The sequence below is a fragment of the Simplicispira piscis genome (genome assembly GCF_054783455.1).
In genome coordinates this window covers 54,319-76,931 of the sequence record NZ_BAAGQN010000022.1, presented here as the reverse complement: position 1 = coordinate 76,931, position 22,613 = coordinate 54,319, and the positions used below count along the sequence as shown (strand labels likewise).

Annotated in this window: 14 protein-coding genes; 8 read left to right on the top strand and 6 right to left on the bottom strand. The window is 66.7% G+C overall.

Annotated features, from left to right (window positions below):
* Together ACYVOC_RS15910 and ACYVOC_RS15905 are read right to left on the bottom strand one after the other, a co-directional pair.
* A partial coding sequence (locus ACYVOC_RS15910) for an indolepyruvate ferredoxin oxidoreductase family protein (RefSeq protein ID WP_461162433.1) occupies positions 1-3,546 on the bottom strand: 3,546 nt, incomplete at its 3' end.
* Entirely contained in the window at positions 3,543-3,701 is a 159-nt protein-coding gene (locus ACYVOC_RS15905; RefSeq protein ID WP_158550311.1) for a hypothetical protein, read from the bottom strand. The genes ACYVOC_RS15905 and ACYVOC_RS15910, both read right to left, overlap by 4 nt.
* A 190-nt stretch (positions 3,702-3,891) precedes the next feature.
* Between ACYVOC_RS15905 and ACYVOC_RS15900 the strand changes: the two genes are divergently transcribed.
* On the top strand, positions 3,892-4,377 hold the full coding sequence (locus ACYVOC_RS15900; RefSeq protein ID WP_116005232.1) for an Lrp/AsnC family transcriptional regulator: 486 nt from the start codon (positions 3,892-3,894) through the stop codon (positions 4,375-4,377).
* Positions 4,378-4,441: 64 nt separating this feature from the next.
* Here the strand turns inward: ACYVOC_RS15900 and mltA are convergent, their stop codons facing one another.
* Positions 4,442-5,665, bottom strand: coding sequence for a murein transglycosylase A (mltA, locus tag ACYVOC_RS15895; protein ID WP_461162432.1), 1,224 nt, complete (start codon positions 5,663-5,665; stop codon positions 4,442-4,444).
* Here mltA and ACYVOC_RS15890 point away from each other — a divergent pair.
* On the top strand, positions 5,598-5,735 hold the full coding sequence (locus tag ACYVOC_RS15890; RefSeq protein ID WP_165829132.1) for a hypothetical protein: 138 nt from the start codon (positions 5,598-5,600) through the stop codon (positions 5,733-5,735). The genes mltA and ACYVOC_RS15890 overlap by 68 nt on opposite strands.
* Positions 5,736-5,898: 163 nt before the next feature.
* The gene (locus ACYVOC_RS15885; protein WP_116005233.1) at positions 5,899-6,549 is read left to right on the top strand and encodes an OmpA family protein; all 651 of its coding nucleotides are present in this window, start codon (positions 5,899-5,901) and stop codon (positions 6,547-6,549) included.
* A gap of 118 nt (positions 6,550-6,667) precedes the next feature.
* On the opposite strand, the gene ACYVOC_RS15880 is transcribed toward ACYVOC_RS15885, so the two are convergent.
* Positions 6,668-7,483: a carbon-nitrogen hydrolase family protein gene (locus ACYVOC_RS15880; protein WP_461162431.1), complete on the bottom strand. Its 816-nt coding sequence runs from the start codon at positions 7,481-7,483 to the stop codon at positions 6,668-6,670.
* Complete coding sequence (locus tag ACYVOC_RS15875; RefSeq protein WP_461162430.1) at positions 7,480-11,646, bottom strand: YhdP family protein; 4,167 nt, start codon at positions 11,644-11,646, stop codon at positions 7,480-7,482. Before ACYVOC_RS15875 ends, ACYVOC_RS15880 begins: the two co-directional genes overlap by 4 nt.
* Positions 11,647-11,746: 100 nt before the next feature.
* Here ACYVOC_RS15875 and glnE point away from each other — a divergent pair, with 100 nt between their 5' ends.
* The 5 genes from glnE to ACYVOC_RS15850 all read left to right on the top strand — a co-directional run bounded on the left by glnE (position 11,747) and on the right by ACYVOC_RS15850 (position 21,641).
* Positions 11,747-14,521, top strand: a complete 2,775-nt coding sequence (gene glnE / locus ACYVOC_RS15870) for a bifunctional [glutamate--ammonia ligase]-adenylyl-L-tyrosine phosphorylase/[glutamate--ammonia-ligase] adenylyltransferase (protein ID WP_461162442.1) — start codon at positions 11,747-11,749, stop codon at positions 14,519-14,521.
* 87 nt (positions 14,522-14,608) lie between these two features.
* Positions 14,609-16,024, top strand: a complete 1,416-nt coding sequence (locus ACYVOC_RS15865; protein WP_461162429.1) for an efflux transporter outer membrane subunit — start codon at positions 14,609-14,611, stop codon at positions 16,022-16,024.
* Between the two features lie 38 nt (positions 16,025-16,062).
* Entirely contained in the window at positions 16,063-17,250 is a 1,188-nt protein-coding gene (locus ACYVOC_RS15860) for an efflux RND transporter periplasmic adaptor subunit (RefSeq protein WP_461162428.1), read from the top strand.
* 12 nt (positions 17,251-17,262) lie between these two features.
* A complete protein-coding gene (locus ACYVOC_RS15855) occupies positions 17,263-20,340 on the top strand; it encodes an efflux RND transporter permease subunit (protein ID WP_461162427.1) in 3,078 nt (1,025 codons plus the stop codon).
* A gap of 98 nt (positions 20,341-20,438) precedes the next feature.
* Positions 20,439-21,641 (top strand): HD-GYP domain-containing protein, encoded by a 1,203-nt coding sequence (locus tag ACYVOC_RS15850; protein WP_116005246.1) that lies wholly within the window; start codon positions 20,439-20,441, stop codon positions 21,639-21,641.
* Here ACYVOC_RS15850 and ACYVOC_RS15845 read toward each other — a convergent pair.
* Positions 21,611-22,570 carry a MerR family transcriptional regulator gene (locus tag ACYVOC_RS15845; protein WP_461162426.1) on the bottom strand — a complete coding sequence of 320 codons (960 nt, stop codon included), beginning with the start codon at positions 22,568-22,570 and terminating at the stop codon, positions 21,611-21,613. The two genes, ACYVOC_RS15850 and ACYVOC_RS15845, sit on opposite strands and share 31 nt — an antisense overlap.
* Between the last annotated feature and the right edge of the window lie 43 nt (positions 22,571-22,613).

Sequence of the window (22,613 nt, the reverse complement as noted above, 5' to 3'; positions counted from 1 at the left end):
CGCCGGACTGCGCCATTGGGCCATCAGCCGGTCCCATTGGGCGCGTGCCGTCGTCAAGTGGCGCTCCTTGACATGGCCGTAGCCCCGGATGTGTTCGGGAATCTGCGCAATCTCCACCGCCAGGCTCAGGCGCTCAGGCGCCAAGCCGGCGATCAGCTCCTCAATGCATTCGCGGTACTGCACGATCAATGCGCGCTCCATGCGGCGCTCTTCGGTTTTACCGAAGACGTCGAGCGCACTGCCCCGCAGCCCCTTCAGGCGTGACAGCATCCCCAGGGCCTTGCGCATCCAGGGGCCAAACGACTGCTTGACCAACTCGCCCTTGTCATTGCGCTTGGCCAGCAGGGGTGGCGCCATGTGGTGAACAATCTTGTAGTCGCCCTCGAACATGCTGGCAATGCGGTCGGTGAACGCCTTGTCGGTGTGCAGGCGCGCCACTTCGTACTCGTCCTTGTACGCCATGAGTTTGAAAAGATACTTGCCCACGGCTTCGGTCAGGCGCGTTCCCGTGCCCAGCCGCGACTCGGCGGCCCGCACCTTTTCGACAAAGGTCTGGTATTGCGCTGCGTAAGCCGCACTCTGGTAACCGGTAAGGAATTCGACGCGCTGCGACACCACTTCCGCCAGCGTGGGCTTCTTGACGAAGGCAATCACCTGCGCTGCCTGGAACAAAGACTGCACCGCCGCCAGATCATGCGCGCAGCGGCGACCCCATTCAAAGGCGGCCTTGTTGTTCTCCACCTGCACACCATTGAGTTCCATGGCGCGCATCAGTGCGCTCAGCGACAGCGGCACCCGGCCTTTTTGCCAGGCAAAGCCCAGCAGCAAGGGATTGGTGTAAATGCTGTCGCCCAGCAGCTGCATAGCGACCTGTTCGGCGTCAAAGCGCCCCACCAGGGCCTCGCCCACAGCGGCCACCACAGCACTCTCGCAATTGCCGCCCGGGAACTGCCAGTCGGGGTTGGTGACGAACGCCGCCGTGGGCGTGCCATGGGTGTTGAGTGCCACAAAGGTACGGCCCGGCTGCATGACGGCCAGGGTGTACTTGTGGGCCGCCACGATAGCGTCGCAGCCGATCACCAGGTCGGCCTTGGCGGTATCTACCTTGGTGGTGAAGATCGCATCCGGGGTATTGGCGATCTGGATATGGCTCCAGGTGGCGCCGCCCTTTTGCGCCAGGCCACCCGCATCCTGCGTGACCACACCCTTGCCGTCCAGGTGCGCGGCCATGCCCAGCAATGAGCCAATGGTGATGACGCCCGTGCCGCCCACGCCGCCCACCACAATACCCCAGGCGCTGTCGGCCTGCGGCAGCACCGGTTCGGGCAGCGGCGGCAGGCTGGAGAGGTCTCCCTTCTTCTCCTTTTTGGGTTTCTTGAGCTTGCCGCCTTCGATGGTGACAAAGCTGGGGCAAAAACCGTTGACGCACGAGTAGTCCTTGTTGCAAGTGCTCTGGTTGATGCGCCGCTTGCGGCCGAACGGGGTTTCCACCGGCTCCACGCTCAGGCAGTTTGATTTCACCGAGCAATCGCCACAGCCCTCGCACACGGCTTCGTTGATGACCACCGTTTTGTCGGGCGTGGCGAGCAAACCGCGCTTGCGGCGGCGGCGTTTTTCGGTGGCGCAGGTCTGGTCGTAGATCAGCACGCTGCAGCCCTTGATCTCGCGCAGTTCGCGCTGGATACGGTCCAGCTCGTCGCGGTGGTGCACCGTGACACCGTCGGCCAGCGCCACGCCCGCGTATTTCTGCGGCTCGTCGGTGACGATGACGATTTTGACGGCGCCTTCGGATTTGACGCTGTGCATGATCTGCAGCACCGAGTGCCCCTCAGGCCGCTCGCCCACCTGCTGGCCACCGGTCATGGCCACGGCGTCGTTGTACAAAATTTTGTAGGTGATGTTCACCCCAGCAGCAATGCTCTGACGAATTGCCAACAGGCCGCTATGGAAGTACGTGCCATCGCCCAGGTTGGCAAACACATGCGCGTCCTTGGTGAACGGCGCCTGCCCCACCCAGGTCACACCCTCGCCGCCCATTTGCGTGAAGGTGCTGGTACTGCGGTCCATCCACACCGTCATATAGTGGCAGCCAATGCCGGCCACGGCGCGCGAGCCTTCGGGTACGCGGGTGCTGGTGTTGTGCGGGCAACCGCTGCAAAACCAGGGTGCGCGCTCACCGGTGTCTGCCTTCAGCTCGGTCATGGCGCGCTCGCGTGCGTCGATGGTGGCGATGCGCGACTCCATCCGGGCCACGATGTCGTCGGACACGCCCAGCTTCTTCAGCCGCTTGGCAATCGCCTTGGCAATGATGGCGGGCGTCAGGTCTGCCTTGGCGCGCAGCAACCAGTTCTGGCTGGGGTTGGGCATGGACCATTCGCCACACTGGCCGTTCTCACCCTCGGCCTCGTCGAACTTGCCCAACACGTTGGGACGCACATCGGCGCGCCAGTTGTACAGCTCTTCCTTGAGCTGGTATTCAATGACCTGGCGTTTTTCTTCCACCACCAGAATTTCCTGCAGGCCCTGGGCAAAGTCGCGCGTGATAGTGGCTTCGAGCGGCCACACCACGTTGACCTTGTGCACACGGATGCCCAGGCTGCGGCAGGTGTCGTCATCAAGGCCCAGGTCGACCAGCGCCTGGCGCGTGTCGTTGTAGGCCTTGCCGCTGGCGATGATGCCGAAGCGGTCATGCGGGCCTTCGATGACGTTGTAGTTGAGCTTGTTGGCACGCACGTAGGCCAGGGCCGCGTACCACTTGTAATCCATCAGGCGCGCTTCCTGCTCCAGCGGGGCATCGGGCCAGCGGATGTGGAGGCCGCCCGGGGGCATGGCGAAGTCTTCGGGCAGGACGATCTGCACGCGGTCGGGGTCCACCGAGATGCTGCTGGACGACTCCACCACCTCCTGGATGGTCTTCATGCCCGACCACACGCCCGAGAAGCGGCTCATGGCGAAGGCGTGCAGGCCCATGTCGAGGATGTCCTGCACATTGCTCGGGAAGAACACCGGCGTGCCGCAGGCCTTGAAGATGTGGTCGCTCTGGTGTGGCGCCGTGCTGCTCTTGCTGATATGGTCGTCGCCGGCGATGGCGATCACGCCGCCATGCTTGGCCGTGCCGGCCATGTTGGCGTGCTTGAACACGTCGGAGCAGCGGTCCACGCCAGGACCTTTGCCGTACCAGATGCCGAAGACGCCGTCGTACTTTTTGCTTTGTGGGTACAGGTCGAGCTGCTGCGTGCCCCAGACGGCCGTGGCACCCAGCTCCTCGTTCACGCCGGGCTGGAAGACGATGTGGTTCTCGGCCAGGTGCTTCTTGGCGGCCCACAAGGCCTGGTCGTAGGTGCCCAGCGGGCTGCCGCGGTAGCCGCTGATGAAACCGCCCGTGTTCAGGCCTGCCGCGGCGTCGCGCTGGCGCTGCAGCATGGGCAGACGCACCAGGGCCTGCACGCCGCTCATGAAAGCACGGCCTTCGCCCAGGGTGTATTTGTCGTCGAGCGTGACGGTTTCCAGGGCTTTGCGGATGTGTTCAGGCAGTGGAGCGTTCACAGTGCACCCCCTTCGCAAGCACACTCGACGCCAAATACACTGCGCCCGGCTGCGCCGCTCGCTGCGTAGTTGTGGCGCAACCCGCGTTGCGGGTTGTCGTCGAGCGTGACGGTTTCCAGGGCTTTGCGGATGTGCTCGGGCAAAGGGGCGTTCATGGCGTTGTCTCCAGTGGCATTTTTGGTATTCCGCACCTTGTGGGGCGGTGGCGGGGCAGGTCCTGGCGCCCGGTTAGGGAGGCCGCTCTAGTGTGCAGAGGAGTGTATGTCCCCAGCGCTGATATGTCTTTGCGTTCTATGCCGCATTCAAGCTACTCTTAGAAAGAATCTTTCCTTTCAAGGCCATAAATTGAATACTTTGGACAAATTCGACCTTGCCATCCTCGGCGAACTGCAAAAAGAGGCGCGCCTGACGAATGCGGAACTGGCCCAGCGTATCGGCCTGTCGGCGGCCCCGTGCTGGCGCCGCGTGCGCGCGCTGGAAGAAGAAGGCTTCATCAAAGGCTACCGCGCCGAAATCGACCGCCACAAGATTGGCCTGGGCGTACTGGCCTTTGTGCGCCTGGACGCGGATCGCAATACCGGCGGCCTGACGCGGTCGATGGAAGACGCGATCCGCCAGATCCCCGAGGTGGTGTCCTGCCACTACATCAGTGGCACGGGCACGTTCGAGCTGCAGGTGGTGGCGCGCGACCTCGACAGCTTTTCGCAGTTTGCGCGCGACGTACTTTTGCACCTGCCGAATGTGAAAGACATGCACACCAGCTTTTCGCTGGGCGAGGTGAAGGCCAGCAGCGCGTTGCCGCTCACCCACCTGACCAAAGCAGCAACCTGAAAACTCTCTTTTTAATAGCTGTTCACGCTTACTGCATAAGCGTTAGAGGCCATTTTTACTCAAACTACCGTGGCCAGAGCGCCCACAGCCGCAGACCTTGTTTGAGGCGCCCGGCGAGTTCGCCCGCCTCAGTGCCCCAGCCGGTGAAGTAGTCGGCCCGTACCGCCCCCAGGATGGCGCTACCCGTGTCCTGCGCCAGCACCAGCCGGTTCAATTGCACCTGCGGGCCGCTCGAAGCCAGCCACACTGGCGTGCCATACGGAATGCTCAGACGGTCCACCGCGATGGATCGGCCCGGCGTCAGCGCCACGCCCTGCGCACCACGCGGGCCAAAACCGGCATCCAGCGCGTCCAGCGGTTCCTCCTTAAAAAACACATAGCGCGGGTTGCTCCACAGCAGCTCGTTCACCCGCTGCGGGTTGGCGGCGATCCAGGCCTTGATGCCCGGCCAGGTCGCGTCGCGCGTGAGGCCCTGGTCCAGCAGCCAGCGGCCCACGCTCTGGTACGGCTGATCGTTGGTCCCCGCAAAGGCCACGCGCACCAGGCGCACCGAGCCATCGGCTTCGGTGATGCGCAGGCGGCCCGAACCCTGGATATGCAACACCATGGCGTCCACCGGATCGTTCAACCAGGCAATGGCCCGACCCGCCAACGCCGCCTGGACCTCGGGCAGGGTGTCGATTTGCTGGCGCGTGTACCAGGGCTTGCGCGCACCATAGCTGGCAGGCAGCCGGTACAGCGGCACGGCAAAGCCGTTGCCGGGCTGGCGTGCGGCGTCGATCAGAGGTTCGTAGTACGCGGTGAGCAGGCCGTCTGCACTGCCATCGAAAGCCTCGACCCGGTAGGGCTGCAGACGCGTCACCATCCAGGCGCGCTGCTCGTCGGGCGTCGCGATACTGAGCCGGCGCACGTCACCGCACAAGGCGGTGAACGGTGGTGCGGGCCGCTCGCAACCCTTGATCCAGGCGTTCCAGGCCTCGTGCAGCGCGTCCTCGGAAAACCCGGGCAACTCTGCCCAGCGCACCGGTATCCAGCGGCTTTTGGGCTGCGCCAAAGGCGGCGGCAGCGGGCCGGTATCGCCGGGCCAGGCCGTACCTGCGGGGACTGTGGGCCGGGGTGCACTGCCCATATCGCCCGGCATTGGGGCCGGTGGCGTGGAACAGGCAGCCAGCGTTCCTACAATCAAGGCTGTTGCGGCAAAGCGTAGGAGTGCGAATTTCATGGGTCTGATTTTGCTTGAAGCGCTGTTGGCGTTGGCGGCGTTGGTGCTGATCGTCTGGTGGACCATGTTTTCGGGGCGCAAGGGTGGCGAAATCAAGCCCCCCCAGGACGACGAGACAACGCAACCGCCCCCGTAACCCCCCGGCGGGAGGGCCCTGCTTGCGGCGCTGTCCTACAAGGCTTTGTCTTGTCCACCGATACGGGGCAGGCCATCCCTTACAGACAATCCAGTGCAAGAGTCCAGACGCGATTCAGGGGCTACCCGGTTGCACTGACCGCCCATTCTCAAGGAGTATTTTGATGCGTAAACACCTCGTTCTGGGTGCTGCAGCTGCGGCACTGCTGATTTCTGGCTGCGCCAACATGGACATGACCGACACCCAGCGACGCACCGCCACCGGCGCAGGCATCGGCGCGCTGGCCGGCGCGGTGATTGGCTCCGCCACCGGTGGCCACGCGGGTACGGGTGCCGTGGTCGGCGCGGGCGTGGGTGCGCTGGGCACCTACATCTGGTCACAGAACATGGAAAGACAAAAGCGCGAGATGGAACAAGCGACGCAGGGCACCGGTATTGGCGTGACGCAGACGGCAGACAACCAGCTCAAGCTGGACATCCCCAGTGATATCTCGTTCGACACTGGCCGCGCCGAAATCAAGGGCAACTTTGCCCCGGTGCTGGACCGCTTTGCCGCCAGCCTGCGCGACAACCAGAACACCGATGTGCAAATCGTCGGGCACACCGACAGCACCGGCAGCGACGCCATCAACAACCCATTGTCGGTCGACCGCGCCACGAGCACACGCAACTACCTCACCGCACGCGGCGTGAGCGGTTCGCGCATCGAGATTGAAGGCCGCGGCTCGTACCAGCCCATCGCTTCCAACAACACGGCTGAAGGGCGCGCACGCAACCGCCGCGTGGAAATTTTTGTCGGCGAACGCCCGCGTTAAATCAGCGCCAGTGGCCACGTGCCGCTGAAACCACCACAATGCAGCCCCGACGCCAACGCCCGGGGCTGCATTTTTTTTCAGCCAACGTTGACGGCCCCCACGCACTTGACGCAAGGGCTCACAGCACGCGATGGGTCAGCGCCGGCAACTGCGTGCGCACTTGTTGCAGGCGCTGCGCATCGAGCCAACCGTCCACTATGCCCTCCCCCTGCGGCAGCACACCCAGCACCTCGCCCCAAGGGTCTACCAACATGCTGTGGCCCCAGGTGCGCCGCCCGGTCTCGTGCGGTCCTCCCTGGGCCGGGGCCAGCACATAAGCCTGGTTTTCGACCGCGCGGGCGCGCAGCAGCAACTCCCAATGCGCCTGGCCAGTACTGACAGTGAAGGCACTGGGAACAAGCAACAGGTCGGCACCGGCCTGCGCATGCTGGCGGTACAGCTCGGGAAAACGCAGGTCGTAGCACACGCTCAGGCCCACGCACCAGGTGCGCCCGCTGCGGCTGCGCAGATGGAATTGCACGGGCGTGTCTCCGGCCTCGATAACGCTGCCTTCGTCGTAATGTTCCTGCCCGTTGTCATAGCGAAACAAATGGATCTTGTCGTAGCGCGCCACACAATCACCCTGGGGCGAATAAACCAGCACCGTATTGCGCACCTTGTGCGGGGCGGCGCAGGCCATGGGCAACGTGCCGCCCACGATCCACAAACCCAGCTCGCGCGCAGCCTGCGCCAGGAAGGCCTGCACCGCGCCCTGGCCCGGGGTTTCGCGCAGCGCCAGCTTGTCGGTGTCGCGCGCGCCCACGGCGCAAAAGTATTCGGGCAACACGGCCAGTTCAACACCGGACGCAGCGGCCTGTTCCAGCAATTGCCGGGCCGTATTCAAATTGTCGTCCCGCCGGGGGCCGGAGACCATTTGCAGGGCAGCGACTTTCATGGGGGGTCTCCTGGGAGTTGGGGTGCGCGGGCCGGTGCTGATTGCGGCGCACTGGCCGCCGCCGCAGGTGCTGCTGCTGCTGCTGGCGCGACTGTGGCGGCGCGGCTGCGGCGGGGGATGCGGGTCACCTGCGGGTCAGCCCAAGTGCCATCCACGCGAAACTCCTGCGTGGCAGCCTCGATGAGCGGACCGCGCAGGAAGACCTGGGCCAAGAAACTTCCCAGGCCGATCACGGGGTTGATGGCTGTGGCCACGAGAGAGGCTGTCATGGCATTGATCTCGGGCACCACCACCACGTGCAATTCCTGGGTTTCGCGGGCGATGTCGGCTCGGCCTTCCATCAGCACCGCGGCATTCACGCCCTTCATCTGCAGATTGTTGGTGGTGGCAACGCCCTGCTCGATACGCAAGTCGCCGCGCACGAAATCGAAAGCAAAGCCTTCGCTGAAGACATCGCGGAAATCCAGTGTGAGTCGCCGCGGCAACGATTGCAGGCTGAGCACACCCAGCAGCTTGGCCAGGCCCGGGTCGGCCTTGAGAAACTGCCCCGCTTCAATGTTGAGATTGATCTGCCCCGTCATCGAGGCATAGTCAGGATTGATGGGCGCACCGCGCCAGGCCACCTGCCCCTCCATGCGCCCTTTGCCACGGCGCACCACATCGGCCATGCCAAAACGCCCGAGCAATGTGCCCGAATCCTGGATGTCGAGACGAAAATTGAGCACCGTGCGCCGCTGCGCCTCCGGGGGCGCAGCGGCCGTGGCCTGGAGCGCAGCCCAGTTGCCATTGGCCGTAAACACCGCCTCGGGGGTGAGCAGGTTGAACTTGCCCAGCCGCCACTCACGCTGCGATCCATCCAGCACGCGGTTCTGCGCCTCGATCTCCAGACGCCCGAGCTTGCGCCCGCGCAGCTCGAAATCATCTACCGCAATGTCGAGGGAGGGCAGACTCCCGGGCTGCGCGTCCAGCAAGGCTTCGACCTGGGTGGCTGCGCTTTGCGGCACGGTCAGACGGGCCAGGCGTGCATACAGACGCCCGGCGGCGGCCTCGGGCCCGCTGGGCTGGCGGAACTCGACATAGCCATTGAGTTCCTGCGCATCCACGTTGGCACGCCAGAGCAATCCGTCACGCGATCCGCCCACCAGTACATCGTGCAAAGTACGGCCCTGCACCGTCAGCGCCCGCGCCCGCGCCGCCAGTACAGTGGGCAGGTAGTCCGGCAATGCCGAAGACACTGGCGCAGCCGTTCCCTGGGTTGGCGTGCCTGTCAGCAGGGATTGCCACAGATCGACATCAAAATCACCCAGGCGAACGTTGGCCACCACCCCCCGCTCGGGCATGGGGGCCGATTCTTGGGGTGCCAGCCCTATGGCGATGGCGCCGCGCAGCACGCGCGGAGAAGCACCGGCCAGGTCGCGCACATAGCTGACAGATCCCACTGCGCCCATTTCCAGCACAAGGCTGTCTTGCAAAGGCGCAGTCCGCGCGGCCACCGCGCCCGGCGCCAGAGATTCGCGCGTGAGCTGGTTCTCGAAGCGCACCGGCATGGCGCTGTCCGCAGGCTTGCCCAGGGGCGCCGGCAGGGCCAGGGCCAGGCCCTGCAGGGTACTGCTCACCTGCAACTCTGGCACCCCCCGGCGCAGCGCAAACTGAAAGGTATAAGGCGCACTGCCCGTGGCCTTGCGGGCCAGCTGGGCCAGAAGGCCCAGTTCCGGAGCCTGGCGCAAGCCCTCGGCCGATGCCGTGCCCTGGGCGCGCAGCTGCAAGAGTGCTTCGGACGGCGACGCCCCAGCAGGCAGCGCGCGCATGCTGCCTTCCAGGCGCACATCACCCCCGAGCGCACGGGCCTGCACGCCCGACAGAGTGAACCCGGTTTCGCTGAACTGCACGGTACCCCGGGCGCGTGACAGCGCAGGGGTATCGGGCGTGATGCGCACCTCATTGCCCGCCAGTTGCAGGCTGCCCTGCACCCGCGACTTGTGGAGTTCACTGATGGGCAGGCTCAAGCGCAAGCGCAGGTCGGCGGCACCAGCGCCGCTGGCCTTGTCCAGCGCATGGCCCGTCATGGCCGCCAGCGGCGACGACGCCATGAGCGCCAGCAGCTCTGGCAGAGGGCCCCGGGTATCGGCGCTCACTGCGACCACGGTGTGCGACAGGTCGGGAATCTGCGCCTCCACCTTGGTGGCCTGCAACCCGGCGCTGCCCGCAAACCGGCTGCTCGCACCCTTGACCTGCATGGACGAGCGCTCAAACACCAGCTCGCCCGACAGCTGCGTGAGCGCGGGCCAGGGCAACTCACCCGCAGGCTGCAGGCTGCGTGGCACAAAGGCATAGGTCACGTCTTGCACGCGCGCGGCAATGCGAAATTCGCCGTGCCGGGGGTCGTTGAACGGCATGTCGTGCAAATCTCCCTTGACGCGGAAATTCACCACACTGGCCTTGCCTTCCACCACCGCATCGCGCACATAGTGGCGCGCATCGGGTGGGATGGCCAAAGGCAGGTAGCGGTGTACCCGGGTGCCGTCGGCGCGGGACAAGGTGCCGCTCAAATCCAGCACCCCCGGAAAGCGCGCCCCCCCGCGAGAGCGCGCCGGATCGCTCGTGTGCCAGGTGGCTCGCGCCTCGCCCTGCGCATCGGCATTGGCAAACCGGGTATCGGTCACCTGCACGGCAAGGCGCTCACCGTCGATCTGCCAGGCCACGGCGCTGCTCAGGCGGTCCAGCGGCACCACCGGCTCTTCAAACACCCCGGGCAACACCAGCGCGCCATCGGCCACCACCAGCTTGGCCTTGCCGCCTTGCTGCGTCAGATCGAAGTCCACCGTGGCACCGCGCACGCCGATCGCGGGCGCCTGGCCTTTGACCGCTGCGTCCAGAGCCCCTGCCAGCGCCAGCCCCGACACCCGGCCGCGCGCCTGGTAGGTCTGCGGTGCGGTCGGGTCACCCTGCCATTGGGCGTTCACCGACTCCACCAGCCCCTGGGGCGCATAGGTGCGCAGCGCCTTGTGCACGGTATCGCCCAGCGGCACGCGGTCGGCGATGCGCGCCAGCGCCGCCAGGTCCAGCAAATCCGCCTGAAATTCTCCCTGCGCTTTTTGTCCCTTGCGTGCGACGCTGTGCCGCACCCGTAAATTGCCCCCCGGCCAGCGCAGACCGTCCTCGGTGGTGAACTGCAGCTTCTGCGTGAAAAACTCCACCCCGCCCGGAAGATTGCGCCCGCCCACACGACCCTGCACCATGGGCAGCACCAGCGGTTGCAGCCCTTCGCCCAGCGTGGCGTTGACATCGGCCAGCGCCACATCGGCCGCGCCCCCCACCAACTGGCCACGCTCCACATCGACCCAGCTGCGCACCGCACCGCGCCCCTGGCTGACGGTGATGCCGATGTCCGCGTGGTGGCGCAAGCGCGAAACATCCACCCGCGCAAAATGGGCATACAGCTGCCCGCTCCACTCCTGCCAGCGCCCGCCGTGCGTGGTGAGCAGTGGCTGGCGGAACAGGCCAACCACGGAGAAGCGGTCACCCCAGGCCTCGGGCGGCGTGGCGTCAATGCGCAGGCTGTGGCGCCAGTTGCCATTGCGCGCCACGATGTCCACATCGCCCAACGCCAGCTCTGGCGCACCGCGCAACTCGTCCGTCCAGCGCAGCGTGCCGCCGCGGATCAACAGTTCGGGCTGGGCAAAGAGCCAGTCGGCCGCGGCACCGCCATCGTCCGGATTGCTGTTCGACAACTCCAGCCCGGCCAACAAAATGCGACCGTCGGCCGTGCGGCGCACATCCAGTTCCGGGCGTTCGATATACAGCTGCTCGAACCCGAAGTTCCAGAGCGAGCGCGGCGACACCGCAACAACCACGCGGGGCAGTCGCAGGGCCTCGCGGCCCTCGGCGTCCAGCAGAGCGACGTTTTCCAGCTCAATGGTGGGTATCAAGCCCTCGGTGCGCGCCGAAATGGCACCCACCCGCACGGGTACCCCTAAAGCCAGGCTGGCCTGCGTCTGGATCTGCGCACGGTACTCGCCGATTCGCGGCACAATCCAACCGTGGATCGCCCCCCACGCCAGCGAGAGCACCAGACCCGCCGCCAGCAGCAAACCCAGCGACCACCGTGCAAAAACTGCCATAAATTTCAGCAGGCGCGTGGGGTGGTTGGAGGGTTCGTTCATGGCGGGCAAAGATGATGCAGGAATTATGACCCGGGGCCATGGCACGGGTTCGAAGCAACCCAGGGTTCTATGAGATGCGGCGATGCCTGCCGCACTGGCCATGCACACAGATCTGACTGACAGCACCTCCCCCGGCCTGGCGGCCCATTCACGTTTCTTCCAGCGACTGCACCGCCGCTACAGCGCCGAACTGCCGCTGCTGCCCCCAGGCCCCCCCGTGCTCACCAGCATGCAAGAGACGCTGCAGGCCTTGCGCGCAAGCGGCCACGAGCTGCCGGCGGCCCTGCGCATCCTGCGCCAGATCGTCATGGAGCGACTGGTGCGTCTGGATTGCGAGGCCCAGGCCCCCCTCGAAGACATCACCCGCGCCGTGACTGAACTGGCCGAACTGGCCCTGGACCAGGCATGCGTGCGGGCCCGCGAGGAACTCGACACCCGCCATGGCGCGCCCTGCGGGCCCGACGGACAGCCCGTGGAACTGTGGATCATCGGCATGGGCAAGCTCGGTGCGCGCGAACTCAACGTGTCGAGCGACATCGACCTCATTTACGTCTACGAGAACGAAGGCGAAACCAGCGGCACCCTCGACGGGCGCGGGCGCATTTCCAACCACGAATACTTTGCCCGTGCGGTGCGGATCATCTACAGCACCGTCGGGGACACAACCGAGCACGGCAACGTGTTCCGCATGGACCTGGCGCTGCGCCCCAACGGCAACTCGGGTCCTCCGGCGGTATCGCTGGCCGCGCTGGAGGAATACCTGCAGGTGCAGGGGCGGGAATGGGAGCGCTTTGCCTGGCTCAAGAGCCGTGTCGTGGCGCCGCGCGCCTGCATTGGCAGCCCGGCGGTGCAGGCTCTGCGCGGTGTGGTGCTGCCCTTTGTGTTCCGGCGTTACCTCGACTACAGCGTTTTCGATGCCCTGCGCGCCCTGCACCGGCAGATTCGCGACCATGCCGCCAAGCGCAGCGCGGGCCACCCCGAGCGCGCCAACGACGTCAAACTCTCGCGCGGGGGCATCCGTGAGATCGAATTCACCGTGCAGCTGCTGCAAGTGGTGCGCGGCGGGCAATTCCCGGAGCTGCGCCGCCGCCCCACCCTGGATGCCCTGGATCGGCTGGTCAACGCCGGGCTGATGCCCCGGGAGACGGCCGCCGCGCTGGCCCAGGCCTACACCTTTTTGCGGCGCGTAGAGCACCGCATCCAGTACCTGGACGACCAGCAAACCCATATCCTGCCCACGCGCGACGACGACCTGGCCTGGATCGCCCAGACCATGGGCTACCCCGACTGTTGCAGTTTTCTCTGCCAGCTTGACACTCACCGCGAACTGGTGGCCCAGGAGTTCGACACCCTGCTCGGCGGCAACGAGAAAAAGCAATGCCACAGCGGAGGCTGCGGCAAGAAGGGAGGCGCCACCCCTCCGGACCTGGAAGCCTTGCTCGAACAGCTCCCCGAAACCTTGCGCGAGCGTGTCGCCGAGTGGCGCACCCACCCGCGCGTGATCGCCCTGCGGGACGAAGCCCGCTTGCGCCTGTTGCGCCTGGTGCAACGCACGGCGCAATGGGTGAAGGAAGGCCGCGCCAGCGAAGAAGCCGCGGTACGCCTGGTGAACTGGCTTGAGCCGCTGCTGCGCCGCGAAAGCTATCTGTCACTGCTGCTCGAACGCCCTGCGGTGCACGAACAACTTTTGCACCTGCTCGGCGCTGCCCGCTGGCCCGCTCGCTACCTGCTGCAGCACCCGGGTGTGATCGATGAACTCGCGGGCAGCCCATTGCTGTCCGAGCGCTTTGTCGCCGCTGACTTTGAGCGCGACCTTGCCCTGCGCCTGTCCTCACTGCGCTCCACCCAGGAAGATGACGACGAAACCCTGCTCAATTTGCTGCGCCGGGCCCACCACGCCGAGACCTTTCGCACCCTGGCCCGCGATGTGGAGGGCCGCATCACCGTCGAACAGGTGGCCGACGACCTGAGCGCGCTGGCCGACAGCGTGCTGCGTGTCACCGCGCAGTGGTGCTGGAGCCGCCTGCGCAACCGGCACCGCGAAACACCGCAGTTCGGCATCATTGCCTACGGCAAGCTCGGCGGCAAAGAGCTGGGCTACGGCAGCGACCTGGACATCGTGTTCGTATTCGACGACGACGACGAGCGCGCCCCCGAGATCTACGCGGCTTTCGTGCGCAAGCTCATCAACTGGCTCACCGTCAAAACGGGCGAAGGCGACCTGTTCGAGATCGACACCCAGCTCCGCCCCAACGGCAACTCGGGCCTGCTGGTCACCAGCTTCGAGGCCTACGCCAACTACCAGCAGCAGCGCGGCAGCAACACCGCCTGGACCTGGGAACACCAGGCCATGACGCGGGCGCGCTTCGTGCTAGACAGCCGCGAACCAACCCCCAGTGCGCAGAGTGCCACCACGGCAACCTCCCTGCGTGCACGTTTCGATGCCGTGCGCGAGGCCGTCATCACCGCCCCGCGTGACCCGGTGGCGCTGCGCCTGGAAATCCAGTCCATGCGCGAGCGAGTGCGCGCCGCCCACCCGGCAGCAACAGGCCAGTTCGACATCAAGCACAGCCCCGGCGGCATGGTCGATGCTGAATTTGCCCTGCAGTACCTGGTGCTCTCGCAGTCGGGCGCGCACCCGGAGCTGGTGGAAAACCTGGGTAATATCGCCCTGCTGCAGCGCGCCGAAGCCGCGGGCCTGCTGCCTCCTGGCGTGGGTCAGGCGGCGGCCAGCGCCTACCGCGAACTGCGCCGCGTGCAACACCGCGCCCGACTGGACGAAGCACCGACCCAGTTCCCCCTGTCCGAGTTGGAGACCGAACGTGCTGCCGTGCTGGCCTTGTGGAACAGCGTTTTTACCGATCCAGCGCACTGAATCCCGCTCCAGGCAGAGCCCCCTTGATTCACCTGTGGGCCGAGCAACGGACCGGCTGGCCCGCACCACCGCACTGAAAGCCACCCCATGACCTCCCTGCTCCGCTGCCTGGCGGCCAGCGCCGCGCTGGCCCTGACCGCCTGCGCCACCCCCGCACCACCCACGCTGGCGCCCCCACCCGTGCCGAACGCCTGGCAGGCACCCCTGCCACACCAAGGGTCGCTCAAATCCCTGGCGCAATGGTGGACCCGGCTGAACGACCCTCTGCTGGTCGAACTGATCGACGCAGCCCAGGCCATCAGCCCGGGAATTGCACAGGCGCAGTCACGCGTGGCCCAGGCCCGTGCCAGCCAGGCCACCAGCCGTGCGGCACTGGGCCCTGTGCTGGACGGTCAGGCCCAGGCCAGCCGGGGTTTCAACGAGCAACTGGCCACCCTCGCCACCACGGCCCAGGCGGGGCTGCAGGCGAGCTGGGAGATCGACCTGTTCGGCGCCAACGCCGCTGCCCAATCTGCGGCCGACCAGCGCTTGGCCGGTGCGCAGGCGCTGTGGCATGAGGCCCGCGTGAGTGTGGCAGCCGAGGTGGCGCAGCAGATGAGCAGCCTGCGCACCTGCCTGGCGCAGTGGCAGCTGGCCGAGCGCGACGCCCATTCGCGCCGCGAGACCGCGCGCTTGAGTTCGCTGAGCGAGCGTGCCGGTTTCACCGCACCCGCCACGGCAGCACTGGCCCACGCCAGCGCAGCCGATGGCACCGCCCGTGCAGCGCAGCAACGCATGCAATGCGATGTGGATACCAAAACCCTGGCGGCCCTCACCGGCTGGGACGAGCCTGCTCTGCGCAACCGCCTGCAGGCTGCGCCGCCCCCCGCAGCGCCTGACGGGCTGTTTGCCATTGCCACCGTGCCCGCCGAGATACTGGCCCAGCGCCCGGACGTGTACAACGCCGAGCGCGAAGTGGCCGCCGCCCATGCCGACATTGACCAGGCGCAGGCGCAGCGCTACCCGCGCCTTTCACTCAGCGGCACCGTGGGCGCAGCCTGGGTGCGCACTGGCGGCGTGACGACCGACCTGAGCACCTGGTCCATCGGGCCGCTGGCGCTCAGCGTGCCGCTGCTCGACGGGGGCCGCCGCGCCGCACAGGTCGATGCCGCGCAGGCCCGCTACACCGAAGCCGCCGCCCTGTACCACGCCCGCGTGCGCCAGGCGGTGAGCGAGGTGGAGCAGGCCCTGGTGCGCCTGCAAGCTACCGCAGAGCGCAACGCCAGCGCACGCACGGCGGCCGATGGCTACCGCACATCGCTCGAAGCCACCGCCTCGCGCTGGCGTGCGGGCCTGGCCAGTCTGGTAGAACTCGAAGACGCACGCCGTACGGCCCTGGCCGCAGAAAGCGCGCTGCTCGCCCTGCAGCACGAGCGCCAGCTGGCCTGGATTGCGATGTACCGCGCTGCGGGCGGTGGCTGGGACGGCCCCACCGCACACGCTGCCAGCGCCAGCATGCACTGACCACCCTGATTTCACCCCTGGATGACCGGAGCTTTTCCATGCCCGCACTGAAACCGTTTCCCGCCTCCCTGGCCCTGGCAGCCGTCCTCGTTCTGGGCTGCACCGCTGCACTGCTGTACACCGGCACATCGCGCGCTGCCGACGAGGCCCCCGCGACCGCAGCGCGCCCGGCGCTCACGGTCAGCACTGCGCAACCCCAGCGCGGCGCCGTGCCGCTGCGCCTGGCCGCCAATGGCAACGTGGCCGCATGGCAGGAAGCCAGCATTGGCGCCCAGAGCAATGGCCTGCGCCTGGATGCGGTGCTGGTGAACGTGGGCGACGTGGTCAAGGCGGGCCAGGTGCTCGCCCGCTTCTCGCCCGAGGTCGTGCAGGCCGAGCTCGCCCAGGCGCGCGCCAGCCTGCTCGAAGCCCAGGCCGTGGCCGCTGAAGCCGCCGCCAATGCCGAACGCGCCCGGTCGCTGCAGGCCACGGGCGCACTGAGCCAGCAGCAGATCCAGCAATTCACCACGGCCGGCCAAACCGCCCAGGCCCGCGTAGAAGCTGCGCGCGCCCTGCTGCAGACGCAGCAACTGCGCCTGCAGCACACCCAGGTGCGCGCACCCGACAGTGGCGTCATCTCGGCCCGCACTGCCACCGTAGGAGCAGTCGTGGGCGCGGGCACCGAGTTGTTCCGCATGGTGCGCCAGGGCCGCCTGGAATGGCGTGCCGAAGTGACCTCCAACGAGCTGGCGCGCATCCAGCCCGGAACCAAAGCGCGCGTCACGGGGGCCAGCGGCGCAACGACCGAAGGCACGGTGCGCATGGTGGCGCCCACCGTGGACCCGCAGACGCGCAATGCGCTGGTCTATGTGGACCTGCCTGCCAAAACGGATTTCCGCGCCGGCATGTTTGCCCGCGGCGAATTTGCGCTGGGCAGCACCGATGCGCTCACCATCCCCCAGGAAGCCCTGGTGGTGCGCGACGGCTTCTCCTACGTCTTCGTGCTGGGGCCACAGCAGCGCGTGCAACAACGCAAGGTGCAAACCGGCCGCCGTATCGCCGACCGGGTGGAGATTCTTTCGGGTCTGGAGGCCGACGCCTCCATCGCGGTGCGTGGCGCCGGTTTCCTCAATGACGGTGACCTGGTGCGCGTGTCCCCTGCGCCTGCGGCCACATCCGGTCTTGAAAAATTTAAAGAAAATAGGGCTCTAGCGCTTACCAGCAAAGCGCAAGCAGCTCTTATTTGAGGAGCATTCTCCATGAATGTTTCAACCTGGTCGATCAAGAACCCCATCCCGGCGCTGATGCTGTTTGTGCTGCTGACCTTTGGCGGCCTGCTGTCCTTCAACGCCATGAAGGTGCAGAACTTTCCCGACATCGACTTGCCCACCATCTCCGTCACCGTGGCGCTGCCCGGGGCAGCGCCCGCGCAGTTGGAGAACGATGTGGCGCGCAAGATCGAGAACAGCATCGCCACGCTGCAGGGTCTCAAGCACATCTACACCAAGGTGCAGGACGGCGGCGCCACCATCACTGCCGAGTTCCGCCTGGAAAAACCCACGCAAGAGGCGCTGGACGACGTGCGCTCGGCCGTGGCGCGCGTGCGCGGCGACCTGCCGGGCGACGTGCGCGACCCCATCGTGACCAAGATGGACCTGGCAGCCCAGCCGGTGCTGGCCTTCACCATCGCATCGCCGCGCATGGGCGACGAGGCCCTGTCCTGGTTCGTCGATAACGACGTGGCGAAGAAGCTGCTGACCGTGCGCGGCGTGGGCGCAGTCAGCCGCGTGGGCGGCGTGGACCGGCAGGTGCATGTGGCCCTGGACCCGCTGCGCCTGCAGGCGCTGTCGGCCACGGCGGCCGACATTTCGCGCCAATTGCGCCAGGTACAGCAGGAAAGCGCCGGCGGGCGCACCGACCTGGGCGGCAGCGAGCAACCCGTGCGCACCCTGGCCACGGTGCAGTCGGCGCAGGAGCTGGCCAGCCTGTCACTGCCCCTGTCCGACGGGCGGCGCTTGCGCCTGGACCAGGTGGCCACCATCACCGATACCATTGCCGAACCTCGTGCCCTGGCGCTGCTCGACGGCAAGCCGGTGGTGGGTTTCGAGGTGGCCCGCAGCAAGGGCGCCAGCGAGGTGGAAGTGGGCGCCGCCGTACAGGCCGCGCTGCTGGAGCTGCGCGCACAGCACCCGGGCCTGGAGATCACCGAGGCCTTCAACTTCGTCACCCCGGTGCAGGAGGAATACGACGGCTCCATGCACCTGCTCTACGAAGGTGCGCTGCTGGCGGTGCTGGTGGTGTGGCTGTTTCTGCGCGACTGGCGCGCCACCTTTGTCTCAGCGGTGGCGCTGCCGCTGTCGGTCATTCCAGCCTTCATCGGCATGTACCTGCTGGGCTTCTCCATCAACGTGATCACTTTGCTGGCGCTGTCACTGGTGGTGGGCATTCTGGTGGACGACGCCATCGTCGAGGTGGAGAACATCGTGCGCCACCTGCGCATGGGCAAGTCGCCCTACCAGGCCGCCATGGAAGCGGCCGATGAGATCGGCCTGGCCGTGGTTGCCACCACCTTCACGCTGATCGCGGTGTTTCTGCCCACCGCCTTCATGAGCGGGATCGCAGGCAAGTTCTTCAAGCAGTTCGGCTGGACAGCCGCGCTCGCCGTGTTTGCCAGCCTGGTGGTGGCGCGCGTGCTCACACCCATGATGGCGGCCTACATCCTCAAGCCCATCGTGGGCGAACACAAAGACCCGCGCTGGATGGGCGTGTACCTGCGCTGGGCCTCGTGGTGCGTGCGCCACCGCTGGCTCACCTACGGGGCCACGCTGGCCTTCTTCATCGGCTCGCTGGCCCTCATTCCGCTGCTGCCCAAGGGTTTTATTCCGCCCGACGACAACTCGCAAACCCAGGTGTACCTGGAGCTGCCCCCCGGCGCCACGCTGGCACAGACACGCGCCGTCTCCGAAGATGCACGCCAGCGCCTCATGCAGGTGGCACACATCCAAAGCATCTACACCACCATCGGCGGCGGCTCGGCCGGCGGCGACCCGTTCGCGCCCAGCGGCTCGGCCGAAACGCGCAAGGCCACGCTCACCATCCGATTGGCCGAACGCGGCGTGCGGCCCCGCAAGCAGGGCATCGAACAGAACATCCGCACAGCACTGGAGACCTTGCCTGGCGTGCGCTACAAGGTCGGCCTGGGCGGTTCGGGCGAAAAATACATCCTGGTGCTCACCGGCGATGACCCCCAAACCCTGACCAGCGCCGCCCTGGCCGTCGAAAAAGACCTGCGCACCATCCCCGGCCTGGGCAGCATCTCGTCCACGGCCAGCCTGGTGCGCTCGGAGATCGCCGTGCGCCCCGACTTTGCCCGCGCCGCCGACCTGGGCGTCACCAGCAGCGCCATCGCAGAGACCCTGCGCATCGCCACCGTGGGCGACTACGATGTGGCGCTGCCCAAGCTCAACCTCGCATCGCGGCAGATTCCCATTGTGGTCAAGCTGCAGGACGGCGCCCGCCAGGATCTGGCGCTGCTCGAACGCCTGACCGTGCCGGGCAGCAAGGGCCCGGTCATGCTGGGCCAGGTGGCGCAGCTTGAATTCAGCGGCGGCCCCGCCGTGGTGGACCGCTACGACCGCGCGCGCAACGTCAACTTCGAAATCGAACTGTCAGGCCAGCCCCTGGGTGATGTCACGCAAGCCGTGGAGGCCTTGCCATCGCTGCGCAACCTGCCCCCGGGCGTGCGCCAGGCGACGGTGGGCGATGCCGAGGTGATGGGCGAACTGTTCGCCAGCTTTGGCCTGGCCATGCTCACGGGCGTGCTGTGCATCTACATCGTGCTGGTGCTGTTGTTCAAGGACTTCCTGCACCCGTTCACCATCCTGGCGGCACTGCCGCTGTCGCTGGGCGGCGCGTTCGTGGGCCTTTTGATTGCGCAAAAGAGCTTCTCGATGCCCTCGCTCATCGGGCTGATCATGCTCATGGGCATTGCCACCAAGAACTCCATCCTGCTGGTCGAGTACGCCATCCTGGCGCGGCGCGAGCACGGGCTCACGCGGTTCGAGGCGCTCATGGACGCCTGCCATAAGCGCGCCCGGCCCATCATCATGACCACGCTGGCCATGGGCGCGGGCATGCTGCCTATCGCCCTGGGCATTGGCACGGCCGACCCGAGCTTTCGCTCGCCCATGGCGGTGGCGGTGATTGGGGGCCTGATCACCTCCACCTTCCTGAGCCTGCTGGTGATTCCCGCCGTGTTCACCGGGGTGGACGACCTGGAACAAAAATTCCGCCGCCTGGGCCGACGCCTGCGGGGACGGCCGCCCGTAGAGCCCTGAACCTTGCGGCACATCAGGTGTCCATGAAATTAGCGCCTGATTCCCCGGGTTTGCGCGCTTTTGCACTGCGCGGCCCCATCCGATAATGCGGCCACACCATGAACCTCGTCCCGCTCAGCATTGACTCCATCCACTTTGGTCAGCCGCTGCCCTTTGTGCTGCGGGGTGCCGATGGGGCCTTGCTGGCGCAAAAAGGTTTCATCATCCGCAACCGTGCGGACCTGAACACCTTGCTGGCCCGGGGCGTGCAACTGTATGTCGATACCGACGAGTCGGGGGAAAGCCACCGCGCCTACCTGGCGGGGCTGCAAAGAATGCTGATCGCCGACACCAACCTTGGCGAGATTGCCACCATGAAGATGAGCGCCGCCGAATCTGCGGCGCGCGAGCGGACGGACACCGGCCCGGCCGACTGGCCCGAACTCCAGGAGCGTGCCACGCAGCTGCTGCGCGCCCCCCAGGCGGGCGATTTCGGCACACGCTTTCAAGCGCTGCACGAGGAGCTGGCGCGCCACACCACCCAGTCGCCTGACGCCACCGTGCTGGCACTGGTCTATCTCTCGGCCCAGGAAACCCGCCTGTACAGCGCGACACACGCCATGCTGGTGTCCTGCGTGTGCATGGTGACGGCGCGCGAAGTGCTGCGCTGGCCCGAGGCCCACACCCTGACGCTGGGCCGCGCCGCCCTGAGCATGAACGTGGCCATGACCGAGCTGCAAGACCAGCTGACACAGCAGGCCCAGCCCCTGACCACCGCGCAGATCGCCGCAGTGGAAAGCCACGCCGCCCGGTCCGAGACGCTCTTGCGCCAGTTGGGCGTGGCCGACCCGCTATGGCTCGAAGCGGTGCGCAACCACCACCACCGCCTGCCCGGCCCCATGGCCGACAAGACCGAGGCGCAGCAGATGGCCCGCCTGATCCAGCGTGCCGATATTTTTGGGGCGCGCCTGGCGCCCCGCGTGGGCCGCTTGCCCATGCCCGTCACGGCCGCCATGCAGGCCAGCTATTACGACGAGCAGCAACAGGTCGACGAAGCAGGCGCCGCGCTGGTCAAAGCCCTGGGCATCTATCCCCCGGGGGCCTTCGTGCGCCTGGCCACACAAGAGATCGCCATCGTGCTCAAACGCGGGCCATCGGCCACGACACCGCGCGTGGCGGTGGTGATGAACCGCTCGGGAATGCCCACCGGAGAAATGATCCCGCGCAACACCGCGCAGCCGTCATGCAAGATCACCGGGCCGGTGGCGCACAAGGATGTGCGCGTACAGCTTCAAGTGGCCCGGCTGGTCGCCATGGTCTGACGGCGCCAACCGGCAACCTGCGCATGCACCGCTCCTAACGCAGGCAGCGCCAGCACCCCCGGCAGTCCCCGCATCTGTAGAAAAGGCGCCTGCCCCCCCGCCCACAAGGCCACCCGCGGCGGCAGCAACCCGCGCAATTCCCGCAGGCCTGCCTGCGCCACCGGCGCCGGCATGGACGCAGAAAAACTCAGCGCCACGATATCGGTCTGTGCGGCCTGCGCCGCCCGGGCAATCTCGGCCACCGGAGTCTGGGGGCCCAGCGAGAGGCATTGGCAACCCTCCAGCGCCAGCAGCGCCTCGGCCATGAGCAGGCCCAGACCATGCGCTTCCTGCACAAACGTGGTGAGGAGCACACGGGGTGACGCGCCACCCGCCGGAGGCGGCACCCCGGCGATGGCCTGGCGCAGCACACCGGTCAGGCACTCGGTGTACAGGTGTTCCTCGAACACCTGGAACCGCCCCTGCATCCAGGCCTCGCCCACCGCTGTGGTCAGGGGAGCCACCAGGCCCACAACAAAAGCTTCGAGCCCCATGCGCAGCAGGGCCTGGCCCAGTTGCCCACGCAGGCCTTGCACATCGTGCTGGCCCACCAGCACCAGATACGGCTCCAAGGCAGTGCCGCCACCCGCCACCTGCGCCACGCCCGCAGGCACCGGGGACGGCGCCACGGGCAGCAGCGCCTGCAGGGCATCGGGGGCCAACGCCACGATGCGCCCAGGCCGGTGGCCCGCATCCATCAGACGGCAGATGGTGCGCAAACGCTCGACCTGCTCGGCCGGGTAGCTGCGATCGCCCGCCGCGTCGCGCGCAGGTTGCGGGAAGCCATAGCGGCGCTCCCACACCCGCAGAGTGTCCTTGGACAAACCGGTATCGCGCTCGACCGCTGCTATGGAATAGCACTGCGCCGCGTCGCCCTGGCCCTCATTCATGCATTGCCCATTGGTTTACGTTTCTCCACCATGCCTGCCCAAC